At 73.0% G+C, this 21,152-nt stretch carries 18 protein-coding genes; 7 read left to right on the top strand and 11 right to left on the bottom strand.

From position 1 onward, the window contains the following. Positions 1 to 10 precede the first annotated feature (10 nt). The 9 genes from ACWD10_RS05510 to ACWD10_RS05470 form a co-directional block, all read right to left on the bottom strand. The gene (locus ACWD10_RS05510; protein WP_451087302.1) at positions 11 to 1,228 is read right to left on the bottom strand and encodes an LCP family protein; all 1,218 of its coding nucleotides are present in this window, start codon (positions 1,226 to 1,228) and stop codon (positions 11 to 13) included. Beyond that, positions 1,225 to 3,420, bottom strand: a complete 2,196-nt coding sequence (locus tag ACWD10_RS05505; RefSeq protein WP_451087300.1) for a bifunctional polysaccharide deacetylase/glycosyltransferase family 2 protein — start codon at positions 3,418 to 3,420, stop codon at positions 1,225 to 1,227. The genes ACWD10_RS05510 and ACWD10_RS05505 overlap by 4 nt, the downstream gene beginning before the upstream one ends. Next, on the bottom strand, positions 3,417 to 3,884 hold the full coding sequence (locus tag ACWD10_RS05500) for a hypothetical protein (protein WP_451087298.1): 468 nt from the start codon (positions 3,882 to 3,884) through the stop codon (positions 3,417 to 3,419). Before ACWD10_RS05500 ends, ACWD10_RS05505 begins: the two co-directional genes overlap by 4 nt. 256 nt (positions 3,885 to 4,140) lie before the next feature. Then, on the bottom strand, positions 4,141 to 5,103 hold the full coding sequence (locus ACWD10_RS05495; protein ID WP_451087296.1) for a hypothetical protein: 963 nt from the start codon (positions 5,101 to 5,103) through the stop codon (positions 4,141 to 4,143). Positions 5,104 to 5,140: 37 nt separating this feature from the next. Beyond that, the gene (locus ACWD10_RS05490; protein WP_451087294.1) at positions 5,141 to 5,575 is read right to left on the bottom strand and encodes a VOC family protein; all 435 of its coding nucleotides are present in this window, start codon (positions 5,573 to 5,575) and stop codon (positions 5,141 to 5,143) included. A gap of 95 nt (positions 5,576 to 5,670) precedes the next feature. After that, positions 5,671 to 6,147: an NUDIX hydrolase gene (locus ACWD10_RS05485; RefSeq protein WP_451087292.1), complete on the bottom strand. Its 477-nt coding sequence runs from the start codon at positions 6,145 to 6,147 to the stop codon at positions 5,671 to 5,673. Positions 6,148 to 6,156: 9 nt separating this feature from the next. Beyond that, a complete protein-coding gene (lnt, locus tag ACWD10_RS05480; RefSeq protein WP_451087290.1) occupies positions 6,157 to 7,791 on the bottom strand; it encodes an apolipoprotein N-acyltransferase in 1,635 nt (544 codons plus the stop codon). Between the two features lie 104 nt (positions 7,792 to 7,895). Beyond that, on the bottom strand, positions 7,896 to 8,471 hold the full coding sequence (locus ACWD10_RS05475; RefSeq protein WP_451087288.1) for a hypothetical protein: 576 nt from the start codon (positions 8,469 to 8,471) through the stop codon (positions 7,896 to 7,898). A 93-nt stretch (positions 8,472 to 8,564) separates the two neighbouring features. Next, positions 8,565 to 9,353, bottom strand: a complete 789-nt coding sequence (locus ACWD10_RS05470; protein WP_451087286.1) for a glutamate racemase — start codon at positions 9,351 to 9,353, stop codon at positions 8,565 to 8,567. A gap of 58 nt (positions 9,354 to 9,411) precedes the next feature. Here ACWD10_RS05470 and ACWD10_RS05465 point away from each other — a divergent pair, with 58 nt between their 5' ends. After that, on the top strand, positions 9,412 to 10,638 hold the full coding sequence (locus tag ACWD10_RS05465; protein WP_451087284.1) for a glycosyltransferase: 1,227 nt from the start codon (positions 9,412 to 9,414) through the stop codon (positions 10,636 to 10,638). Positions 10,639 to 10,674: 36 nt separating this feature from the next. Here the strand turns inward: ACWD10_RS05465 and ACWD10_RS05460 are convergent, their stop codons facing one another. Next, the gene (locus ACWD10_RS05460; RefSeq protein WP_451087282.1) at positions 10,675 to 11,982 is read right to left on the bottom strand and encodes a TerD family protein; all 1,308 of its coding nucleotides are present in this window, start codon (positions 11,980 to 11,982) and stop codon (positions 10,675 to 10,677) included. Positions 11,983 to 12,274: 292 nt separating this feature from the next. Between ACWD10_RS05460 and ACWD10_RS05455 the strand changes: the two genes are divergently transcribed. From ACWD10_RS05455 to ACWD10_RS05440, 4 genes are all read left to right on the top strand, one after another. After that, positions 12,275 to 12,742, top strand: coding sequence for a DUF6643 family protein (locus ACWD10_RS05455; RefSeq protein ID WP_451087280.1), 468 nt, complete (start codon positions 12,275 to 12,277; stop codon positions 12,740 to 12,742). 70 nt (positions 12,743 to 12,812) lie between these two features. After that, a complete protein-coding gene (locus tag ACWD10_RS05450) occupies positions 12,813 to 13,640 on the top strand; it encodes an MOSC domain-containing protein (RefSeq protein WP_451087278.1) in 828 nt (275 codons plus the stop codon). A 215-nt stretch (positions 13,641 to 13,855) separates the two neighbouring features. Next, on the top strand, positions 13,856 to 14,464 hold the full coding sequence (locus ACWD10_RS05445) for an Rv1733c family protein (RefSeq protein ID WP_451087276.1): 609 nt from the start codon (positions 13,856 to 13,858) through the stop codon (positions 14,462 to 14,464). A 177-nt stretch (positions 14,465 to 14,641) separates the two neighbouring features. Further along, the gene (locus ACWD10_RS05440) at positions 14,642 to 17,062 is read left to right on the top strand and encodes a right-handed parallel beta-helix repeat-containing protein (RefSeq protein ID WP_451087274.1); all 2,421 of its coding nucleotides are present in this window, start codon (positions 14,642 to 14,644) and stop codon (positions 17,060 to 17,062) included. A 10-nt stretch (positions 17,063 to 17,072) separates the two neighbouring features. On the opposite strand, the gene ACWD10_RS05435 is transcribed toward ACWD10_RS05440, so the two are convergent. Continuing rightward, complete coding sequence (locus ACWD10_RS05435; RefSeq protein ID WP_451087797.1) at positions 17,073 to 19,388, bottom strand: hypothetical protein; 2,316 nt, start codon at positions 19,386 to 19,388, stop codon at positions 17,073 to 17,075. Positions 19,389 to 19,705: 317 nt separating this feature from the next. On the opposite strand from ACWD10_RS05435, the gene ACWD10_RS05430 reads away from it, so the two are divergent. Both ACWD10_RS05430 and ACWD10_RS05425 read left to right on the top strand, forming a co-directional pair. After that, positions 19,706 to 20,563, top strand: coding sequence for a DeoR/GlpR family DNA-binding transcription regulator (locus tag ACWD10_RS05430; protein ID WP_451087272.1), 858 nt, complete (start codon positions 19,706 to 19,708; stop codon positions 20,561 to 20,563). A gap of 87 nt (positions 20,564 to 20,650) precedes the next feature. Continuing rightward, complete coding sequence (locus tag ACWD10_RS05425) at positions 20,651 to 21,130, top strand: SRPBCC family protein (RefSeq protein WP_451087270.1); 480 nt, start codon at positions 20,651 to 20,653, stop codon at positions 21,128 to 21,130. The last annotated feature ends 22 nt before the right edge of the window (positions 21,131 to 21,152 follow it).

Below are 21,152 nucleotides of genomic sequence, written 5' to 3'. Positions count from 1 at the left end.
GTACCCGCTGTCAACGCCCATCCCTCAGCTGCGCGAAGAGCTTCCGCGCCCGCTTCTCGTCCCACTGCACCGCGCTGCCCTTGGGCGTGGGGATCCCCACCCCGGACACCGGCACGTTGAGCCGTCTGCCGCCCGGACCGCCGCCCGCGACCCGCTGCACCGCCCGCACCATCTCGGCGAGGTCCGTCAGCCCCATGTCCCGGTCGACGATGAGCGTGTCGAGGCCCGCGCTCAGCGCCGGATAGACCCGGGTCGGGTCGAGCACCGTCTCCGGTTTCGCCGCCCGGTGGGCCAGCGCGGACAGGAACCGCTGCTGGTTGAGGGTGCGGCCGAGGTCGCCGTTGGCCTCCTGATGGCGCTGGCGTACGTATGCGAGGGACTCCCGCCCGTTCAGCGTCTGGCAGCCCTTGCGCAGGTCGGCGCCCGACTTCTCGTCCCGTACCGGCTTGTCGAGGCAGAGGCGTACGCCCCCGACGGAATCCACGATGTGCACGAACCCGCCGAGGCCGATCTCCGCGTAGTGGTCGATCCGTACGCCGGTGTTGTGCTCCACCGTGCGGACCAGGAGCTCCGGACCGCCGTACGCGAAGGCCGCGTTCAGCTTGTCCTTGGCCGGGGCCGAACGCTTGCCGGTCGAGGTCCGCAGGTACGACGGGATCGTGATCCACGAGTCGCGCGGCAGGCTGACCATGGTGGTGCCCGAGGGGCCGGTGTGCAGCAGGATCATCGAGTCGGTGCGCCGCCCCGAGACGTCCCCGGTGTGCAACTCGCGCTGCTCGTCCGCGGAGAGCCCGGCCCGGCTGTCGGAGCCGACGATCAGGTAGGTCGTGCCGCGCCCCGGCGCGGGCCGGGACCCGTGCGCACCCAGGTCCACATCACCCTGGAGCCTGCTCTCCGCCCAGGCATAGGTGCCGAGCGGCGTGGCGAGGGCCAGGACCAGGAGGACGAGGAGCGCCCGCCGCAGGGGGCGTCGCCGTCGGCGGCGACGGGAGCGGGCCCGCGGCGACGGCTCCGGATCCGGTACGGGGTCCGGCCCGGGGTCCGGCCCGGGGCCCGGCATCGGATCCCGCCAAGGGGCCGGCGCCGCGCCCGGGCCGCCGCCGGGCCCCGGCTCGGGATCCGTCCGCCACAGCGGCCCGTCCACATGCACCGTCTCCCCGGCCACGGGCGTCGACGCGCGCCTGTGGCCGCGCAGTTGGGCGGGCCAGTCGTCGATCGAGTACCTCATCGCGCCGCTCCCCTCGCCGGGCCCGGATCGTGGTGGTACGGGACGACCGGGGCGATGTCCTGGGCGTCGCCCTGGCCGTCGTGGTACGGGAGTTCAGCGGGGGCCGTGCGGTAGGGCGCCGGACCCGGCCGCGTCTCCCCCTCCTCCAGGAGCCGCTGATTTCCCGTACCGGACCGGAGCATCCGCTGCCACTTCAGCCTGGTGCCGAGCAACGCGGTCATCACGGACTGGATGACGACGAGATACAGCAACTGCCGGTATACGAACAGCTGGAGCGGCAGCGCCCACAGCTGGCGGAGCGGTTCGCCGTCGAGCCGCAGCGCGTACCCGGCGGTCAGGAGTTGTACGGCCAGGAACCCGAGCCACACGGCGACCGCCTCGGTCGCGTCCCGGAAGCACACGCCGTACAGCGCGAAGACGTCCACGACGGGCGCGAACAGCGGCAGCAGGACCTGGAAGAGCGCCAGAGAGGTCAGCCCGCGCCGCCCGAACCGCCCGGCGGGCCCCAGCTCGCGGACGGCCCGACGGTGCTTCCACATGGACTGGAGGGTGCCGTAGCACCAGCGGTAGCGCTGCCGCCACAACTGGCCGAGCGTGGCCGGTACTTCGGTCCAGGCGACCGCCGACTCCTCGTACACCACCCGCCAACCGGCCCGCCACAGCGCCATGGTCAGGTCGGTGTCCTCGGCGAGGGTGTCCTCGCTGACGCCGCCGATGCCCATGAGGGCCGCGCGCCGGAACGCGCCGATGGCCCCGGGCACGGTCGGCATGCACTCCAGGACCTCGAACATGCGCCGGTCCAGGTTGAAGCCGATGACGTACTCCAGGTGCTGCCAACGCCCCAACAGGCGACGCCGGTTGCCGACCTTGGTGTTGCCGCTGACGGCCCCGACGGCCGGGTGCGCGAGCGGCTGGATCAGCCGGTACAGCGCCTCCGGCTCGAAGACCGTATCGGCGTCGACCATCACGACGATGTCGTAACGGGCGTGCGCCAGACCGGTGTTGAGCGCGCGCGGCTTGCCGCCGTTGGGCTGCCGGATCACCTGGAGCCGCGGGTCGTCGATCGCCGCGGCAAGCTCGGCCGTACGGTCCGTGGAACCGTCGTCGACCACGACGACCTGGAGGTACGGGTGCGTGGAGGCGAGCAGCGAGCGCACGGTCGCCTCGATGCCCTCTTCCTCGTTGTACGCGGGCACGAGCACCGTCACCGGCTCGGTGATCTCGCGCAGGCGGGGCGCACCGGGCCGGTACCGATCTCTTCGGCGTACGTGCGCACGGGCGAACAGCCAAAGCAGCACGAGCCGCAGCAGCCCGAGCGCGCCCGCGACCCCGAGCACCCAGGCCATCAGGCGCGTGAAGGCGTGCCCGACGGTCTGCGCCCACATCAGGCCCTCGCCCTTGAGGCGTTCGGTCCAGTGCGCCGGGGAGGTGAGCGGGGGCCGGCCGAGCCCCGCCGTCACGGTGGTGAATTTGTCGATACGGCGATCCCCGAGCAGCGCCTCGGCCTCACGGAGGCCCAGCGAGGTGTTGCTGTACTGCCGGATCACGCCCTCCGAGGGCCGCCGCGACTTGCGGTCGGCGGCGACGAGCAGATAGCCCTGCCCGGCCGCGTCACGGGCCGCCTCCCACTCGGCGCCGCAGAGGGTGTCCGCGGCGGTGGTGTGCGGGAGCCGCAGCAGCCGGGTGCGGAACCCGGCGGAGCCCGCGAACGCGCTCTGGGTGAGGGAGAGTTCGAGCCGGGCCCGCAAGGTGGAGGCGGCACCGAGGTCACCGCCCGTGTAGGTGTACGAGCCGATCTCGTGCCCCTCGGCCCGGATCCGCCGCACCAGATCCGGATGACGCACGGCCCGTGCCCCGTAGACGAAGAACGTCGCCTTGGCCTGGTGTCTGCGGAGCAGGCCGAGGATGCGCGGGGTCCACTTGGGGTCGGGACCGCCGTCGAAGGTCAGGGCGACGGTGCGCCGCGGCATCCCCGCGGTCTCCACCCGGTCACCGGCGAGCCTGAGCACCGGCCGCCCGTCGTCCGCCTCCTTCGGAATGGGCCTGACGCACGGTTCCTTGTCCCGGGCCGCGTCGACCTCGTGGGTGGTCCAGCCCTCGAAGAGCAGGGCCGTGGCCACCACGGGGAAGATCAGCACGAGCAGCAACCAGTGGCCACGGGGCGGGCGCCGCAGCGCGTGCCGGGGGCTCACCGGGGGGCTCCCGGGGTGGTGTCCTCGCTCCCGGGGTCGTTCCCGGGGCCGCCGCGCATCGGCGTACCTCGGCGGCGGTCCGGGCCGTCCGGGCCGTCCGGGGCATCCGGGGCGTCCGGGGCGTTCGAGGCAGCGGGGCCGTCCGCCGTACCGCGACCGCCCGACGTACCGGATCCGCCGGACTTGCCGGGCCCGTCGGCGTCACCACCGGATCCGCCGGGTCTCTCGCCTCTCCACCCGTACTCATGCCGGGCGTTCCCCGTAGGCAGCGGCTCGTCCATGCGGGGTGGCAGCTGTCTGCCGGGGTCCTTCAGGGCGCCGACGATCACGCCGAGGAAGACCAGATATCCGGCGCAGGCACAGCCGAGCGTCACCGCGAGGTACCGAAGGAGTTTTCTTCGCAGTCCCGAACGCTCGATGAAAACCGGCCGGTTGCGCCGCCCGCGCCGCGTGCTCGGGCTCATGCCGCGCGGCTGGCGGGCGTTCTGTCACCTCCGCGGCAGGGTGGGGCGGTCGCGCGTTTCGTATCAGGTTCGGTGGTCAGGGGGGATATGGCGGCGAGCACGTGGAGCTCCTGTGGGGGGTGCGTGGGGGGTTGTATTGCGTTGTTGAGCCGGGAGTTGGCGATCCGGTACCCCTGTGACGTGCCGTGATCGTTTCTGGTTCCCTCCGGCCGCGTCGCACGCCCCGCAGGCTATCTTGAGGTGGCCATGCCAGTCTCTAGGACGTCAACACCGTACGAGCGTTGGCCAGATACGTGGCCATGTCCCGCGCCGCCCGCTCGTAACGCTCCTTGTGCCGGGCCAGGTCGGCCCGTTCGCTCCGGTCGAGGACGGACCACCAGATGCCCACGGTGTTGTGCTCGAACTTGCACGCCACGTCCGCGACGGCGGTCCGGACGCCCCGCGCCCCGTCCCGGTCCGCCCAACGCTTGTCCTGATAGGGCTCGTTGGGGGTCCGATAGGCGCGTACGCCCTTGGTCTTCAGGCACGCCGCCCAGTCCCGGAACGCCTTCTTCAGCTCGGGCCGGCGCTCGGCGGCCCGCCACACCTGGTACTGCCGGTTGCTGGCGTACGTCCGGAACGCGTCGTTCTTCGCGTCGGCGACGCCGCGGGCGAGGCGGGCATGGGCGGCGTCGACACAGCCGCCCGGGCGCTTCCCGTCGCCCGTCGTCCGCTCCGACAGGCCGTCATAGTCGCGGCGTTCGTCCGGCCGCAGCGGGCGTCCCTGCCGGGCCCGCCGCTTCTCCTCGTACGACTCCCGCCACTCGCGCACCTTCGCGGGGTCGTTGCCGTAGCCCCAACGCCGGGCCCGCGCCGGGTCGGTGAGCGCGAAGTTCCCGTCGGACGACACCATGGTCAGGACGGTGTTCCCCATGTCGTTCCCCGGGTACTTCGGGAAGTCCTCGTGCCCGCGGCGCCGCATGCAGGCCTGGGCGAGCAGCGCCTCGGCCTCCTCGATCTGCCGCTGCTCCCGCGCGGAGTACTGGAACCGGTCCGCGGCGAGCGGCAACTCCGGGAGTTCCTGGGCTTGTTGGTGACTGGTCACCACCGGTATGCCCCCGGACCGGGCCCCGCCCCCGTCGGCCCCCGACCGCTCTCCACCGCACCCGGAGGCGACAAGGACGACCCCCACGGCCACCACCACGCGTACGCCCGGACCCCGTACCGTCACACGCTTCACCGCGCGCCCCCCACACACACAAGCTCGCTGATCCCCGTCAAATGGCCCCGAAGTCCGGGATGATGATCGACCCGTCCTCGGCCAGCAGAAAGCCGGGATTGTAGGCGACCTCCCACCGGTGCCCGTCCGGATCCGCGAACCCGCCCGCGTAGAAACCGTGGATCGAATCGGCCGCCTGCTTGGTCACCGTGCCGCCCGCCCGCTCGGCCGCCGCCAGGATCTCGTCGACCTCGTCCCGCGACCGTACGTTGTGCGCGAGCACGATCCCGCCGAAGCCGCCGGTCTCCCCCACCTCGGCCCCGATGTCCCGGGCGAGCTTGTCCCGCCCCCACAGGACCAGGCCGAGGGGGCCCGCCTGGTAGAAGACGGTCTGCTCGATCTCCTGGCCCTGCCAGCCGAGTGCCGCGTAGAAACGCTTGGCGCGGCCGAGGTCGGCGACGCCCAGAGTGATCAGACTGATGCGCTGTTCCATGCGCGCAAACTACCGCGCGGGGTTCTTCCCTCTCGCGTATCCGCACCGTCGACCGGGTGACCGCATCTGGGGGCCGCGCCCGCGGACGGGCTGGTTCATTGCCCCGGCTGTGTGAACCAGACGGGCCCGTCGACGAGGGCCTGCTTGATCCGGAAGAGGCAGAACTCCTCGAGCTCGGGCAGCTCGTCCATGCCGAACCAGCCGACTTCCAGGGACTCGTCGTCGTTCACGCGGGCCTCGCCGCCGATGGCGCGGCAGCGCAGCGTGATGTCCATGAACTGGCAGACGTCGCCGTTGGGGTACTGCATCGGCTCGTTGGCCTCGACCAGGACGATCCGCTCGGCGACGCAGTGCACGGCCGTCTCCTCGTACACCTCGCGCACGGCGCACTCCGCGGGCTGCTCGCCCGGCTCCGGAATGCCGCCGATCACGGCCCACTTGCCGGTGTCGGAGCGCCGCCCGAGCAGCACCCGCTCCTGGTCGTCGAGGACGATCGCGGTAACGCCCGGAAGGAAGAGCAGCTGGTTGCCGACGGACGCGCGCAGTTCGCGAAGAAAATCGGGAATCGCCATGCCCCGACCCTATCCGGAGACCCGCTCCGCCGAGCCGCGGTCGCGCCCCGCGCGGGCGCGCACCACCGCTCCCGCGAGCCCGGCCACGCCGAGCGCGACGAGCAGTACCTCGGGCCAGACGCCGGCCTGTGTGGCCGGGGTCAGCGAGGACCGCTTGGGTACCTCGGCGACCAGGGTGTCCGGCACGAACAGCCCGGTGCGCTGCGCGATCGAGCCGTCGGGCCGGATCACCGCGCTGACGCCGCTGGTCACCGGGACCAGGACGGCCCGGCCGTGCTCGACGGCGCGCACCCGGTCCATGGCGAGCTGCTGGTAGGTCATCTGACTGCGCCCGAAGGTGGCGTTGTTGCTGGGCACGGAGATCAGCTGGGCCCCGGCCCGCACCTGATCCCGTACGACCCCGTCGAAGGCGGCCTCGTAGCAGGTGACGGGACCGACCTTGGTACCCGCCATGTCGAAGACGGTCGGCTTGTCGCCGGGCACGAAGCTCCCGGCGCGGTCCACGTCCTTGCTGAAGATCCGGAAGAACCCGCGGTACGGCATGTACTCGCCGAAGGGCTGGAGTTGCCGCTTGTCGTAGACGGCGCCGGGGCCCTTGACCGGGTCCCAGAGGATGAGCCGGTTGCGGGTGGTGCCGTCGTCGGCGGTGACGACCGCGCCGACCGCCAGGGGCACGCCGACGGCCTTGGCGGCCCGGTCGATCTCGGCGTACGCGTCGGGGTTGGCGTACGGGTCGATGTCGGAGGAATTCTCCGGCCAGAGGACGAGGTCGGGCCGCTCGACCTTGCCGCTCTGGACGTCGTCGGCGAGCTTGAGGGTCTCGCGTACGTGATAGTCGAGCACGGCCCGGCGCTGGGCGTTGAAGTCGAGCCCCATGCGCGGCACATTGCCCTGGACCACGGCGACCCGGGTCGTGCCGTCTTCCGCCGCGTTGGACACCAGCGGGGCGGCCGCGGCCCCGGCGAGCACCGGCACCACGGTCAGCGCGGCGGCGACCACGACGCCCCGGTCCCGCACACCGCGCACCTCGCGCAGGCGCAGCGCGAGCGCCGCGAGCCCGAAGCCGCAGAGGACGACGCCGAAGCTCAGCAGCGGGGTACCGCCCACGGCGGCGAGCGGCAGAAAGAGCCCGTCGGGCTGACCGAAGGCGACCTTGCCCCAGGGAAAGCCGCCGAACGGCATCCGGGCCCGCAGCGCCTCGTCAGCGATCCACACACCGCTCGCCCACAGCGGCCACAGCGGCAGCCGTGAGACGTAGGCGATTCCGGCCCCGGCCAGGGCGAGAATCACGGATTCGGCGAAGGCGAGCGCGAGCCAGGGCAGCGGCCCGACATCGACGCCGGTCCAGGAAAGCAGCGGCACGAAAAAGCTCAGCCCGGCGAGGAACCCGAGGCCGAAGCCCGCCCGCACCCGACGCCCGTACACGGCGAGCGCGAAGAGCCCCAGCGCGACCGGAGCGAGCCACCACAGCTCACGCGGCGGAAAGCTGACGTAGAGCAGCAGCCCGGAGAGCACCGCCGCCCCGGCAGGCGCGAACTTACGCAGCACCAGCACCGCCCGCGAGCGGCCGCCCTCCGGCTCATGCGCGGACTCGGACTCGTGCTCGGGCTGCTGCGGCGGGTCATCCGTGGTGGTGGCTGTCACTCTGCGGAGTTTACGGCGCGAAGCCGAGCGCCCCGCAGGGTGGGCGCGACGCAGCGGATCTCCGAGCAGCCACGGGTTCGCGGAGACGCCCGCGGGTGCCGGGGTCAGCTCCCCGCCGTACCGGCGGCACTGGACCGCGCGTGCCTGACCAACAGCTCACGAATAGCGGTGACGGCCGCCTCGGCATCGTCCACGGTGATCGTGAATTTACGGCCGTCGCCGAGCTTGAGCACCACGGCCTCACCGCGCCGTACGACCACGGCGGTGCCCTTCTCCGGACGCCAGCGGCACCCCCAGCCGCCCCACTGCCGTGGGCTGACCTTGGGCGCGAAGTCCACGGAGACGACGTGCGAGAGCGGGATGCGGTGACGCGGCAGGCCCAGGTGCCCGCAGCGCACCTCGAGGTACTCCTCGTTGAGCCGCACCGCCACGTGCACGAACCCCAGCGTCCCGAACATCATCAGGAGCCCCGCGGCGACGCATCCGACCACGGCCATGACCAGCGCGGCGAAGGTGAGCCGCGAGTCCGTCGACACGGACACCGCGAGCCGGATCCCGAGCGCGATACAGGCAGCCCCGGCCAGGGCGGGCACCCACTGCATACGGTTGGTGGCCCGTCCGGTCCAGATCTCGGTCAGGGGTTCCCCGGCGCCCTGCTCACGACGGAGGTGGTACCTCATACGCAAAGGCTACCCGCGTTCCCCTCCGAAGGCAGAGGGCTGCGGAGAGTGACGACGAGGCCGGGGTGTGGGGCGGGCGGGACCCGCCCGGACTCAGCGAACCGCCGTACTGACCGCCGCCAGCGACCGACCCTCCGCATAGCTGCGCGCAGCCAGCGACAGCAGACCCTCGCGGCCGCTCAGCAAGACCGTGAGGCCGCCGGTGGGAGCGGCCGCCGGGACGGGCTCGATGGCGCTGCGGCGCAGGGCCTGGGCGGCTACCGCGCCTGCGCTGCCGTGGAGGGCGAGCGAGGTCGGGTCGGCGGGGCGGATGGCCTTGCGGATGCGTTCGGCGACCAGTTCGTAGTGGGTGCAGCCGAGGACGACGGCGCGTACGTCGGGCGGGGTGAGGGCCGCGGCGGCCGCGACGGCACGGTCGATGGCCGCCTCGTCGGCCTGCTCCACGGCCTCGGCAAGCCCCCAGCAGGGCACCTCCGTGACGGCGACGTCGGCGGCGAACTCGGTGATGAGGCCCCGCTGGTAGGCGCTGCCGGTGGTGGCGGGGGTGGCCCAGATCGCCACGGGACCGCCGCCCGCGGCGGCGGGCTTGATCGCGGGCACGGTGCCGATCACCGGCACCTCCGGTTCGAGCCGGGCGCGCAGCGTGGGCAGGGCGTGCACGGAGGCGGTGTTGCAGGCCACGATCAAGGCGTCCGGGCGGTGCTCCGCGGCGGCCTCGGCGACGGCGAGCGCCCGCTCCGTCAGGGACTCGGTGGTGCGCGGCCCCCAGGGCATTCCGTCGGGATCCGAGGAGAGCAGAAGGTGGGCGTCGGGCCGCAGGCGGCGTACGGCGGCGGCGGCCGGGAGCAGTCCGATGCCGGAGTCCATGAGCGCGATTTTCACCCGGTCACCCTATCCGACGGGCCCTACAGGGCCCGGTTTGTACGGCAGACTCCCGGGGATGAGCGCCCTCGCCTGGACCGCCGCCGTCTCTCTGGCCGCCTGGCTCTGGCTGCTGCTGTGCCAGGGCTTCTTCTGGCGTACGGATATGCGCCTGCCGCCGCGCCGCGAACCCGAACGCTGGCCTTACGTATGTGTCGTGGTGCCCGCCCGCGACGAGGCCGCCCTGCTGCGCCACAGCCTGCCGTCGCTGCTCGCACAGGACTATCCGGGACGGGCGGAGATCGTCTTCGTCGACGACGGCAGTACGGACGGCACGGGCAAGCTCGCCCGCGCCCTGGCCGACCGGCACCGGGGACTGCCCCTGACGGTCACGTCGCCGGGCGAGCCTCCCACGGGCTGGACCGGCAAGCTCTGGGCGGTACGGCACGGCATCGCGCACGCCCGTACGGGTGGCCCACAGAAGGACAGGCCCGCCGGCGACATCGCGGAACCCGAGTATCTGCTGCTCACGGACGCCGACATCGCTCACGAGCCGGACAGCCTGCGGGAGTTGGTGGCGGCCGCGCACGCGGGCGGCTTCGACCTGGTGTCGCTGATGGCGCGGCTGCGCGTGGCGAGCGTCTGGGAGCAGCTGGTGCTGCCCGCGTTCGTGTACTTCTTCGCGCAGCTGTATCCGTTCCGGTGGGTGGCCAAGGCGGGCGCGCGCACGGCGGCCGCCGCGGGCGGGTGCACACTGCTGCGGACGGAGGCGGCCGTACGGGCCGGGCTGCCCGAGACGATCCGGGACGCGGTCATCGACGACGTCGCCCTGGCCCGTGCCGTCAAGCGCGGTGGCGGGAGGATCTGGCTCGGTCTGGCCGAACGGGTCGACAGCGTGCGGCCGTATCCGCGCCTCGCGGACCTGTGGCGGATGATCACGCGCAGCGCGTACGCCCTACTGCGCCGCAATCCGCTGCTGCTCGCGGGCACCGTGCTCGGCCTGGCCCTGATCTATCTCGTACCGCCGGTGGCCCTGGTGACCGGGCTGCTCACCGGGCACGCGGGGATGGCGTGGGCGGGCGGCGCGGCGTGGCTCGTGATGACGGCGACGTACGCCCCGATGCTGCACTACTACCGGCAGACGCTGTGGCTGACCCCGCTGCTGCCCGCGGTGGCGCTGCTCTACCTCCTGATGACCGTGGACTCGGCGGTGCAGCACTACCGGGGCCGGGGCGCGGCCTGGAAGGGCCGCACCTACTCAGGGCCGGGCCGCCAAGCGGCCCCCGACGCGGCCCCGGAGCAGTAGCGGCCAGCAGGCTCTGCACCGCTGCTCCTTACGCTGCTACTTGCGGCCCGGTGTCCAGTTCATTCCCCAGCCGTACGCGTGGTCGAGGGTGCGTTGCATGCTGACGCCGCGCTCGGGCACGAGGTAGCGGGCCTCGCGGCGTACGACGAGGTCGCCGCCCTCGTTGGTGAGCAGCGCGAGCGCGCACACCGTCGAGGGCACGGTGCACTCGTCGAGCGAGAAGTCGACCGGCGCTCCGTTGGCCGGGGTCAGCGTCACGGTGGCGTCAAGGCCCTCGAAGCTGCGCGCGCCTTCGTAAATGATGACGAAGACCAGGATGCGCCGGAACGCGGCCGTGTGGTCGAGGTTGACGGTGAGGTTCTCGCCGGTCGCGACGGCGCCGGTGCGGTCGTCCCGGTCGAGGTGGATGTACGGCGGTGCGTGCAGGGCGCCGAAGGTGTTGCCGACCGCCTGGACGACGCCCTTGCTGCCGTCGCTGAGCTCGTACAGGGCGCCCAGGTCGAGGTCGAGGCCCGCGCTGGCGTACTGGGCGAGGGCCCGGCTGAGTTTCGCGCCCAGGCCCTTGGCCTGCTTGGGCTGACCGGGCTGGCCGGACTGCTTGCGCACCTGCCAGTTGAGGTTGACGCGCAGGGCGCCGGAGGTGCCGCCCTGCTTCCGCAGCGAGACCGCCGGGGCGTCCTTGGTGAGCGTCACCTTGGTGAGCCGTACGGGCGTGGCGGCGGCCGGGGGCGCGGGCGGCGCCGCGGGGGCGGGCGGCGCGGGCGTGGCGGCGGCGGCCGGTACGGAGGTCGATACCGGCGGGGCCGCGGGCGCGTCCTGCGGTTCGTCCACGGTGATCCCGAAGTCCGTCGCGAGCCCTTCGAGTCCGCTGCTGTAGCCCTGCCCCACGGCGCGGAACTTCCAGGCGCCCTGGCGCCGGTAGAGCTCACCGAGCACGAAGGCCGTCTCGACGGTGGCGTCCCCGCTGTCGTAGCGGGCGAGTTCGGCGCCGCTCGCCGCGTCGAGCACCCGGATGTGCAGGCCCGGGACCTGCCCGAAGGTGCCGCCGTCCGCCGACGCGGCCAGGACCACGGTCTCGATGTCGGGCTCCACGCGCGCGAGGTCCACCGAAATCGCGTCCACCACCCCGCCGTTCACCGGCTGTTTGCCCTCGTGCCGTACGGCGCCGGAGGCGTGGGCCGCCTGGTTGTAGAAGACGAAGTCGGCGTCGGACCGGACCTTTCCGGCGGTCAGGAGCAGCGCGGAGGCATCGGCGTCGGGCACGCCGGGACCCGACGTCCAGCCGATTTCGATGCGTACGGCGGGCGCCGGTACCGGAACGTTCGAACCTTTGGGCATGGACATGAGCGCCCCCATTGCGTGTCGCCGGGTCGAGAAGGCCACCGACCGTTCCGGGACGGTGGCTCGTTCGTTCCCCGCCAACCTATTCCCCGGCACCGCCCGGCGCCCAACGCGCTCCGTGATGATCACTGGTCAGCGCCCCTGAAACCGGGGTCTTTACACAATCAGAACGCCTTCGGGCGACCGATTTCCGCCTAGTTAGCTCGAATTGAGGATGACCGGTCACTGTCGACACGGAAAACAACCCTCTTATCGGTCTCCCCAACCAGCACATCGTGGGCTTAACTTATGTGACATGACCTCCCCCCGCGCCACCTACGGCAGCGGTTACTATCCCGCGCCCTCCTTCCCCGACACTCCGATCTACGACTCGCTCGTCGCCGAGCGCGGTACACCGCAGATCGCCCCGATCAGAGTGCCGTCCCCGTACGACACCGGCGGCAGCCACCTGCCCGCTCTCCCGTCGGCGCTGCCCGCCCTGCCGTCCTCGTCCAGCCACACCCAGGGCCACTCCTCCGGTTCTTCCTACGGTGGGTACGCCCCGGCGCCGCAGCCCTCGCCGCTCCAGCAGGCTCCCGCCCCGTACATCCCGCAGCAGGCGGCCGCGCCCCGCGGCTACCCGGGCCCCGCGCAGCAGCAGCGGCCGGCTCCGGGCGGTGGCACCGGATACGAGGCGATGCGCCCGGCGACGCCGCGGCCGCAGCCGCCCGGCCCGTACGAGGACCCGTACTACCGGCGTCCGGGCGGGGGTGCCGGTTACTGACGGCGACGGCGGCCGTACCCGCGGATGACCGGCTGATGGGGCTGTCAGTGCCTCCTGGCAGGATGGCCCCATGTCGAAGCCAGCTCTCCGCTCGATTCACGTTCATCCGCTGAAGTCGGTCCGCGGGTTCGCCCCGGGCGAGGCGGTCGTGCGGCCCTGGGGGCTTACGGGGGACCGCCGGTGGATGCTGATCGAGCCCGACAGCCGGTATGTCACGCAGCGCCTCCACCCGCGTCTCGCGCTGGTCTCGGCCACCTTGCGGGCCGACGGCGGCATCGACGTCTCCGCGCCGGGCCGCGACCCGCTGAGCGTTCCGGTGCCCGCGGCGGAGCGGCACACCGTGCCGGTGGAGGTCTGGCGCGACAAGGTCGAGGCGGTCCCGGCCGACGACGCCGCAGATGCCTGGCTGAGCGACTACCTGGGCGCGGACGTGCGCCTGGTGTACCTCGACGATCCGGCCGTACGCCGTCCCCTGGACCCGCGGTTCGCGCGCCCGGGCGAGACCGTGAGCTTCGCCGACGGCTTCCCGCTGCTGCTCACCACGCTCTCCTCGCTCGATGCCCTCAACTCCCTGATCGCGCAGGGCGATCACGCCGACGAGGGCCCGCTGCCGATGAACCGGTTCCGGCCGAGCGTCGTGGTGGACGGCACCGCGCCCTGGGCCGAGGACGACTGGACCCGGATCGCCATCGGCGAGGTGACCTTCCGCGTGGCCAAGCCCTGCGGCCGCTGCGTCGTCACCACCACCGACCAGCGGACCGCCGAGCGCGGCAAGGAGCCGCTGCGCACGCTGGCCCGGCACCGCCGCTTCGGCGACCAACTCGTCTTCGGCCAGAACCTCGTGCCGGAGGGGACCGGCACGATCCGGGTCGGCGATCCGGTGGAGATACTTGACTAGATGCGGGGCCCAGGTCCGGGGCCCAGTGGTTACGTCGAGGGGGAACCCGGTGCGGGGCACCGACGTTGACACGACGGTGTCGGGACCACGGCATCGAGGGGATCACAACACCGCCACGGATAGGGTGATTTCGCTCTCTTTGATCGCACGGCTCGCTTGAGTCGTGGCGTTCAGGGTTATGAGTGAACCGGAGGGGTGAAGAAGGGGGGAAGATCGTGCGGGCAATCGTCGGTCTCTGGCGCTGGCGGGGCAATCCGCTGCGCCGTACGACCGATCTCGTCGAGGGCCTGGTCGCGCTCGCGGCCGGCCTGGTGATCGCCGTGGCCGCACCCCTCGTCGGCGTCGCCGTCGGCGCCCACTCGCACGACGCCCTGCACGAGGCCGTCCGCGAACAGCACCGGCTGCGCCACCGCACCACCGCGACGGTCACGGACGCGCCGCACCAGCGCCCCCTGCCGCCCAACCCCGAGACGGCCGCCGAGGGCGACGGCCGCACCCGCGTCTCCGCCGTCTGGCTAGGCCCGGACGGCACCCAGCGCTCCGGTACGGCGCTCACCGAGCTCACCACGCCCCACCCCGGCGACCGTTTCCCGGTGTGGACCGACGCCAGCGGCCGCATCGTGCCCCGTCCGATGCCCGCGGCCACCGCGTCGGCGCACGCCGTCCTCGCGGGCGTCGGCGCGGCCGCGGCGACCGGTGCCCTCGTCGAGGCGGCCCGGCGGCTCACCGTCTGGTGCCTCGTCCGGCTCCGGCACGCCGCGTGGGACGAGTCCTGGGCGCGGGTCGGCCCGGACTGGGGGCGCACCACGGGCACCGGAAGCTGAGCAGTCACTTCGGGAAGCTGAACAACCGGTTCCGGTCACAAGGCCGACGGCACCGGACACAACGGCACAAGGCATATGAGACAGCGGCCAGGAGCCGTCAACTCCCCCTGCGCGCGCACGCTACGGTGGTGCGGCAGATCGGTCGCGCAACGTACGAGGTGGGGGCAAGGCAACGCCATGGCACAGGGCACGGTCCAGGTGACGCACACCGGCACATCGCGGTGGCGGCGCCGCACGGGCGAGTACACCTCTCTCGCCGCGGCCCTGGAGGCGGCGGGGGACGGCGACGTGCTGACCGTCACCCCGGGAACGTACCGGGAGAATCTGGTCGTCCAGCGGGCGGTGACGCTGCGCGGGCCCGAGGGCTCCCCCGGCTCCGTGCGCCTCGCGCCCGCCGACGGCGTGCCGTTGACCGTGCGGGCCTCCGCCGTGGTGCGGGACCTCCAGGTCGAGGGCCAGGACGCGGCCGCGCCCGCGCTGCTCGTGGAGGACGGCGCACCCGAGCTCACCGACGTACGCGTGGTCACGCGCTCCGCCGCCGGGCTCGAGGTGCGCGCCGGGGCGCGGCCCACCGTGCGCCGCTGCACCGTGGACAACCCGGCGGGCATCGGCGTCGCCGTGCTCGACCGGGCGGGCGGCGTCTTCGAGGAGTGCGAGGTCGTCGCGGCCGGGCAGAGCGGTGTGGCGGTCCGCGGCGGCGCCCATCCCCGCCTGGAGCGCTGCCGGATCCACCACGCCTCCGGCGCCGGAATCTCCGTGACCGGCGACAACTCCGCGCTGGAGGCGCTCGGTTGCGAGGTGTACGAGATCAAGGGCGCGGGCATCCAGGTCACCTCGCGGGCCACCGCACACCTCACCGACAGCGAGGTGCACCGTACGACCGCCGACGGGGTCACGCTCGACACCGACGCGGTGCTCACGCTCGCCGACTGCCGCCTGCACGACATCCCGGAGAACGCGGTCGACCTGCGCTCCCGGTCCGTCCTCACGCTGACCCGTTCCACGGTGAGCCGGTTCGGGCGCAACGGCCTCTCCGTATGGGACCCGGGCACCCGCGTGGACGCCAACCAGTGCGAGATCCACGACAGTACGGGCGACTATCCGGCCGTGTGGGTCAGCGACGGCGCCACCGCCGTCCTGGACTCCTGCCGGGTGCACGACGTGCCGGACGCGCTGTTCGTGCTCGACCGGGGCTCGCGCGCGGACGTGGTGGACAGCGACCTGGCGCAGGTGCGCAACACCGCCGTGTCGGTGAGTGACGGCGCCACGGCGCAGCTCGACGACTGCCGGATCCGGGAGGCCGCGACGGGCGCCTGGTTCCGGGACCACGGCAGCGGCGGCACCCTGGCCGGCTGCGCCTTCGACTCCGTGCAGACGGGCGTGATCGTCACCAAGGGCGCCGACCCTTCGATCGAGCGGTGCACGGTGACGTCCCCGTCGGAGGCCGGTTTCTATGTGTCCGCCGAGGGCCGCGGCACCTTCCACACCTGCCGGGTCACCGGCAGCGGCGGCTACGGCTTCCATATCCTCGACGGCTGCCGTACGACGCTGAAGCGGTGCCGCACCGAGCGGTGTGCGCGCGGCGGCTACGAGTTCGCCGAGGACGGGCCGATCGTGGAGGACTGCGCCAGCGACGAGAGCGGCGGCGTACGGGCCGCGGTGCCGACCGAGCCCGCCGTACTCAACGAGACCGCGACACAGCCCGCGGGGCTGCTCGGCGGGGTGCCCGCGGCACGCTCGGGCCCGGAGGCGGCGCCGTCGGCCCCCGAACCGCCCACTGAGCCGGTGCGCGACTCGGAGGACGTGCTCGGTGAACTCGACGCCCTGGTGGGCCTGGAGAGCGTCAAGCGGGAGGTGCGGGCGCTCACCGACATGATCGAGGTGGGCCGCAAGCGGCAGCAGGCCGGGCTCAAGGCCGCCTCGGTCCGCCGCCACCTGGTGTTCACCGGCTCCCCCGGCACCGGCAAGACGACCGTGGCGCGGCTGTACGGCGAGGTCCTCGCCTCGCTCGGCGTCCTGGAGAAGGGCCATCTCGTCGAGGTGTCCCGGGTCGACCTGGTCGGCGAGCACATCGGCTCCACGGCGATCCGTACCCAGGAGGCCTTCCAACGCGCGCGTGGTGGCGTCCTGTTCATCGACGAGGCGTACGCGCTGTCGCCGGAGGACTCCGGGCGGGACTTCGGGCGTGAGGCCATCGACACGCTGGTGAAGCTGATGGAGGACCACCGGGACGCGGTCGTGGTGATCGTCGCGGGGTACACCGCGGAGATGCGGCGCTTCCTGGCGGTCAACCCCGGTGTCGCGTCCCGCTTCTCACGCACCATCACCTTCGGCGACTACGCCCCCGAGGAGCTGCTCAGGATCGTGGAGCAGCAGGCCGAGGAGCACGAGTACCGGCTCGGCGAGGGCACGTCGGAGGCGCTGCTCAAGTACTTCACGGCGCTGCCCAAGGGCCCGTCGTTCGGCAACGGGCGTACGGCCCGGCAGACCTTCGAGGCGATGGTCGAGCAGCACGCGGGCCGCGTGGCCCGCATCGACGGGGCGAGCACGGACGACCTGACGCTGCTGTACCCGGAGGACCTGCCGGAACTGCCGTGAGGCGGTGGGCCTAACTGCCCTTGGGTGGCGGGCCCGTTGGCCGGTCGGGCCCGTCCGTCACCGCGCTGTCCGGGATCAACCCGCAGTAGCGGTGGTCGGATTGCCGCGGTACGGCACCGGGCCGCAGGCGGGCGAGGAGTTTCTCGCGTTCCTGGGCGAAGGCCGGGTCGGCCTGGTAGTCGCCGTGGCCGAGGATGGGCGCGGGCAGCGGCAGGGCCTCCGTACGGCCGTAGGCGAGGGGGTCCTTGAGCGGTGGGTGGTCGACGTCGGGGCCGCAGTCGCCCGGCAGGCCGATGGGGCCGCCTATCGGGTCGGTACGGCGGTGCAGGTTGCGCCAGCAGTCGACCTCGCGGTGCAGCGCGGTGAGCGCCTCCGGGCCGAAGTGGGCGGGGAACCAGCGCCCGTAGAGCCGTTCCAGGGGTGAGCCGTAGGTGAGCACCGCGATACGGCGGCGCACCGAGGGCCGCAGCTGCCAGGCCGCGGCGGCGGCGAGCACGCTGCCCTGGGAGTGTCCGGAGATGACCAGGTGGCGGCCCGGCTCACGGGTCCAGGTCGCGATCCGCCAGGTCAGATCGGGTACGGCGCGCTCGGCGTAGCAGGGCGGCGCGAACGGGTGGGCGGCGCGCGGCCAGAACGTACCGACGTCCCAGAGGATGCCGATGGTGCGTCGCGCCGAGGGGTCGCGGTAGGCGCGGCGGCCCCAGGTGACGAACAGTATGAAACCGAAGCCGATGAGCCAGGAGCCGAGCGCCTGCGCGGTGTGCGCGGCGCCCTCGATGAACGCCGGGCTGCCCTCGGCGGCCGTGCCGGGCACCTGTCCGGTGGCCCAGGCTCCGGCGAGGGCGGCGGCGCCGAGCAGCAGCGTGACGGCCGAGATGATGCCTGCGATCAGCGGGGCGTGGTCGGTGAGGGCGGCACGCGTGCGCGTGCCCGCGATGCGGCGGGTGCGCTCCTGGTCCGGGCGCTCGCCCTGGTAGTCGAGCAGGACCCGGGGCATCTCGGTGCGCTGGAGGCGCAGGGTGCGCACCAGGAACACCACGACGAGCAGGACGACCACGACCAGGACCACCGGGATCCCCGCGGCCTGCCAGGTCAGCACGACGGGCGGCCCGACGAAGCCGGGTGCGCCGTCGGGCGTGCCGGGGGTGCCGGAGCCGTCCAGCCAGTCGCCGAAGCGCTGCGCGACGCCGCCGGACATCACCCCGCCCAGGGCGCAGGCCAGCATCGCCACGGCGGGCCCGCCGAGCCCCCTCAGGACGGTGCTCGGCACGCGCGTACGACGGTGGATGACCCGGGCCACGACCGCGAGCGCAAGGACCAGGATCCCCTGGACGAGCGCGATCGACCCGAAGGTCTCGTGCCCGGGAAGGCGTCCCGCCGAGACCCAGCCGGGCCGGTCCCAGGCGGCGTAGACCATGGCGAGCAGGAGCACGCCGAGGGCGGCCAGGGGCAGTCCCTTGATGGTCGCCTTGTCCAGGTGCCGGTCGAGGGTGCTCTCGCTGCGGCCCCTGCGGCACACCACCCACACCACAACGACCGCGCCCAGGACGAGAATTGTCACCAGGATCCACCCGGCGGCGTTCAGGGCCAAGGGCCCGCCGGGCGCGCGGTCGTGCCGGGCCGCGGAGGTGCCCACGGCCGCGGTGACGGTGAGCAGGCCCGCGGCGGTGTGCGCGGCGCGCAGGCGGGCGACCAGGCGGCGGCCGTACCAGAAGCCGGGGCGGCTGAGCGTGCTGCGCGGGCCGTCCTCCTCCGGCTCCCGCTCGTCCTCGTATGCCATGGGCCGCTCGGACTCGTACGCGCTCCAGGTGCGGTGCGAGAGGTACCAGAGCAGCCCGGTGAGGGCCATCGGCACCACGGCGGCGAGGGCCAGGCGGCGCCCGGGCTGGGACCACCAGCCGCCGCTCCCGTCGCCGTTCGGGGCGAGGAAGGCGAGCCAGGCCCGTTCCTCGGCGCACGCGCGCGTACCGGCGCACTGCCAGGCGGCCAGGTCGAGGGCGACCTCGCAGGCGGCGGCCACAAGGAGCACGGTCAGGGTGAGCCCGATCAGGCGGGCCAGGACGCCGTACGTCCGCACCGTGCGCTGCATGCCGCGGGCGGTGGGCCGCATCCAGTGCGCGAGGTTGACCACCATGAACGGGAGAAGCAGCAGCCACAGGGCGCGGGCGCCGTTCCCGGAGGTCAGGTTGGACCAGACGTACGCCTCCGGGACCGGCTCGCCCTGGTAGTCCTCGGGGCGCTCCTCGGCGTCCTCGTCGTCGGCGCGCCGGTACACGGCGGCGGTCTTGTCGCCGGTGATCCGCACGGTGCGCGGATCGTTCAGCATCTCTTCCGGTGTGGTGCCGCCGACGCCGTGTACCAAGAGTTCCAGGGCGGGCTGGCGTCTTACGTCTTCCTGGGCGGACTCCTCCGCCGAAGTGCGCTGCACTGTCGTCGACTCCCCCGTGCGTGCCTCGCCGTTGTCCAAGTCCTGGCGTCAGGATCCCTGGTCGCGGGCCCGGTGGGCACCCCTCGTCACCGAATCTCCCCGAGCTGTACGGTTCGGGGCCCGCCGTCGGGCGGTGCCGCGGGTGTCAGTGCCACGTGCGAGGATGAGGAACCCTGGGTCAGGCAGAGGACCACGGCGGAAGGACGGGATCGGGCGTGAGCGAGAACCAGAACCTCCTCGCGGAGCAGCGGCGCGCCCTCATTCTCGACGAGGTCAGGCGGCGCGGCGGGGTCCGCGTCAATGAACTCACCAGGAAGCTGGGCGTCTCGGACATGACGGTCCGCCGCGACCTGGACGCGCTGGCCCGGCAGGGCGTGCTCGAGAAGGTGCACGGCGGCGCGGTGCCGGTGGCCGAGGCCAGTTCGTACGAGCCGGGGTTCGAGGCCAAGTCGAGCCTGGAGCTGTCGGCCAAGGAGGAGATCGCGCGGGCGGCCGCGGCGATGGCGGCGCCGGGCAGCGCGGTCGCCCTGGCGGGCGGCACGACGGCGTTCGCCCTTGCGCAGCAGCTGCTCGAGGTGCCGGACCTGACGGTGGTCACCAACTCGGTGCGGGTGGCCGATGTGTTCTACGGCGCGCAGCGCTCGGCGGCGGCCGGGGGCGGGCCGCGCCCCGGGGCGCCGACGGTGGTCCTGACGGGCGGGGTGCGCACCCCGTCGGACACGCTGGTGGGGCCGGTGGCGGACGCGGCGATCCGCTCGCTCCACTTCGATGTGCTCTTCCTCGGGGTGCACGGCATATCGGCGGAGGCGGGCCTGTCCACGCCCAACCTCGCGGAGGCGGAGACCAATCGCCACTTCGTCCGCTCCGCGCGGCGCGTGGTCGTGGTGGCCGACCACACCAAGTGGGGCACGGTGGGCCTGAGTTCCTTCGCCGGGCTCGACGAGGTGGACGCGCTGGTGACGGACTCCGGTCTGTCCGCGGCGGCCCGCGCGGAGATCTCGGAGCTGCTGCCGGAGCTGGTGGTGGCCGGAGAGGTCGAGACGCCGGGCGAGGCCGGCCGACCCGGCGCCTGAGGACAGACAACTGACGGGCAGTCAGCTAGGGTTGCCCCGCGCCCGGCAACCCGGCAACTGACCTTCCTCGATGGGGGTACGGATCCCATGGCACGCCAACTCAGCCCTGTGGGGCTCGAATTCCTCGACTCCGCGCCCGTGCGCCACGTCTTCGCGCGGGACGTGTCCGCCCCGCCCGCGGCCGTCTTCCGGGCCCTGGCCGAGGACGTCGAGGGGTGGCCCGACTGGTTCCGGGCCGTGACCCTGTGCCGACCCACCCGGGACGGCGCGGGCCGCGAGGTGAAGCTGCTCGGCGGCACCCGGTTCCAGGAGACGATCCTCGCCGCGGAGCCGGACGAGCGGTACGCCTACCGGGTCGACGCGACCAACGCCCCGATGCTGCGCGCCCTGGTCGAGGAGTGGCGGCTCACCCCGGCCGGTACCGGCACCCGGGTGCAGTGGACCTTCGCCGCGGACGGCCCGGCCCCGGTGCGCCTGGCCGTCAAGGCGGCACGCCCCGGGCTCGCGAAGGCGTTCCGAGACGCGGTGACGTCGCTGGACAAGCGCATCTCCACGGCCCACGCCTGACCCGCGTAGCCCCACGTGGCCC

This window comes from Streptomyces sp. NPDC002851 (genome assembly GCF_053591935.1).
Note: the sequence above shows the minus strand (reverse complement) of the source record. Positions and strands in the feature narration are given on the sequence as shown.

Coding starts and splice junctions, on each gene's coding strand:
- ACWD10_RS05510 (WP_451087302.1), bottom strand. CDS start 1,228: ATGAGGTACTCGATCGACGACTGGCCCGCCCAACTGCGCGGCCACAGG.
- ACWD10_RS05500 (WP_451087298.1), bottom strand. CDS start 3,884: ATGAGCCCGAGCACGCGGCGCGGGCGGCGCAACCGGCCGGTTTTCATC.
- ACWD10_RS05490 (WP_451087294.1), bottom strand. CDS start 5,575: ATGGAACAGCGCATCAGTCTGATCACTCTGGGCGTCGCCGACCTCGGC.
- ACWD10_RS05485 (WP_451087292.1), bottom strand. CDS start 6,147: ATGGCGATTCCCGATTTTCTTCGCGAACTGCGCGCGTCCGTCGGCAAC.
- ACWD10_RS05475 (WP_451087288.1), bottom strand. CDS start 8,471: ATGAGGTACCACCTCCGTCGTGAGCAGGGCGCCGGGGAACCCCTGACC.
- ACWD10_RS05465 (WP_451087284.1), top strand. CDS start 9,412: ATGAGCGCCCTCGCCTGGACCGCCGCCGTCTCTCTGGCCGCCTGGCTC.
- ACWD10_RS05460 (WP_451087282.1), bottom strand. CDS start 11,982: ATGTCCATGCCCAAAGGTTCGAACGTTCCGGTACCGGCGCCCGCCGTA.
- ACWD10_RS05455 (WP_451087280.1), top strand. CDS start 12,275: ATGACCTCCCCCCGCGCCACCTACGGCAGCGGTTACTATCCCGCGCCC.
- ACWD10_RS05450 (WP_451087278.1), top strand. CDS start 12,813: ATGTCGAAGCCAGCTCTCCGCTCGATTCACGTTCATCCGCTGAAGTCG.
- ACWD10_RS05440 (WP_451087274.1), top strand. CDS start 14,642: ATGGCACAGGGCACGGTCCAGGTGACGCACACCGGCACATCGCGGTGG.
- ACWD10_RS05435 (WP_451087797.1), bottom strand. CDS start 19,388: ATGCTGAACGATCCGCGCACCGTGCGGATCACCGGCGACAAGACCGCC.
- ACWD10_RS05425 (WP_451087270.1), top strand. CDS start 20,651: ATGGCACGCCAACTCAGCCCTGTGGGGCTCGAATTCCTCGACTCCGCG.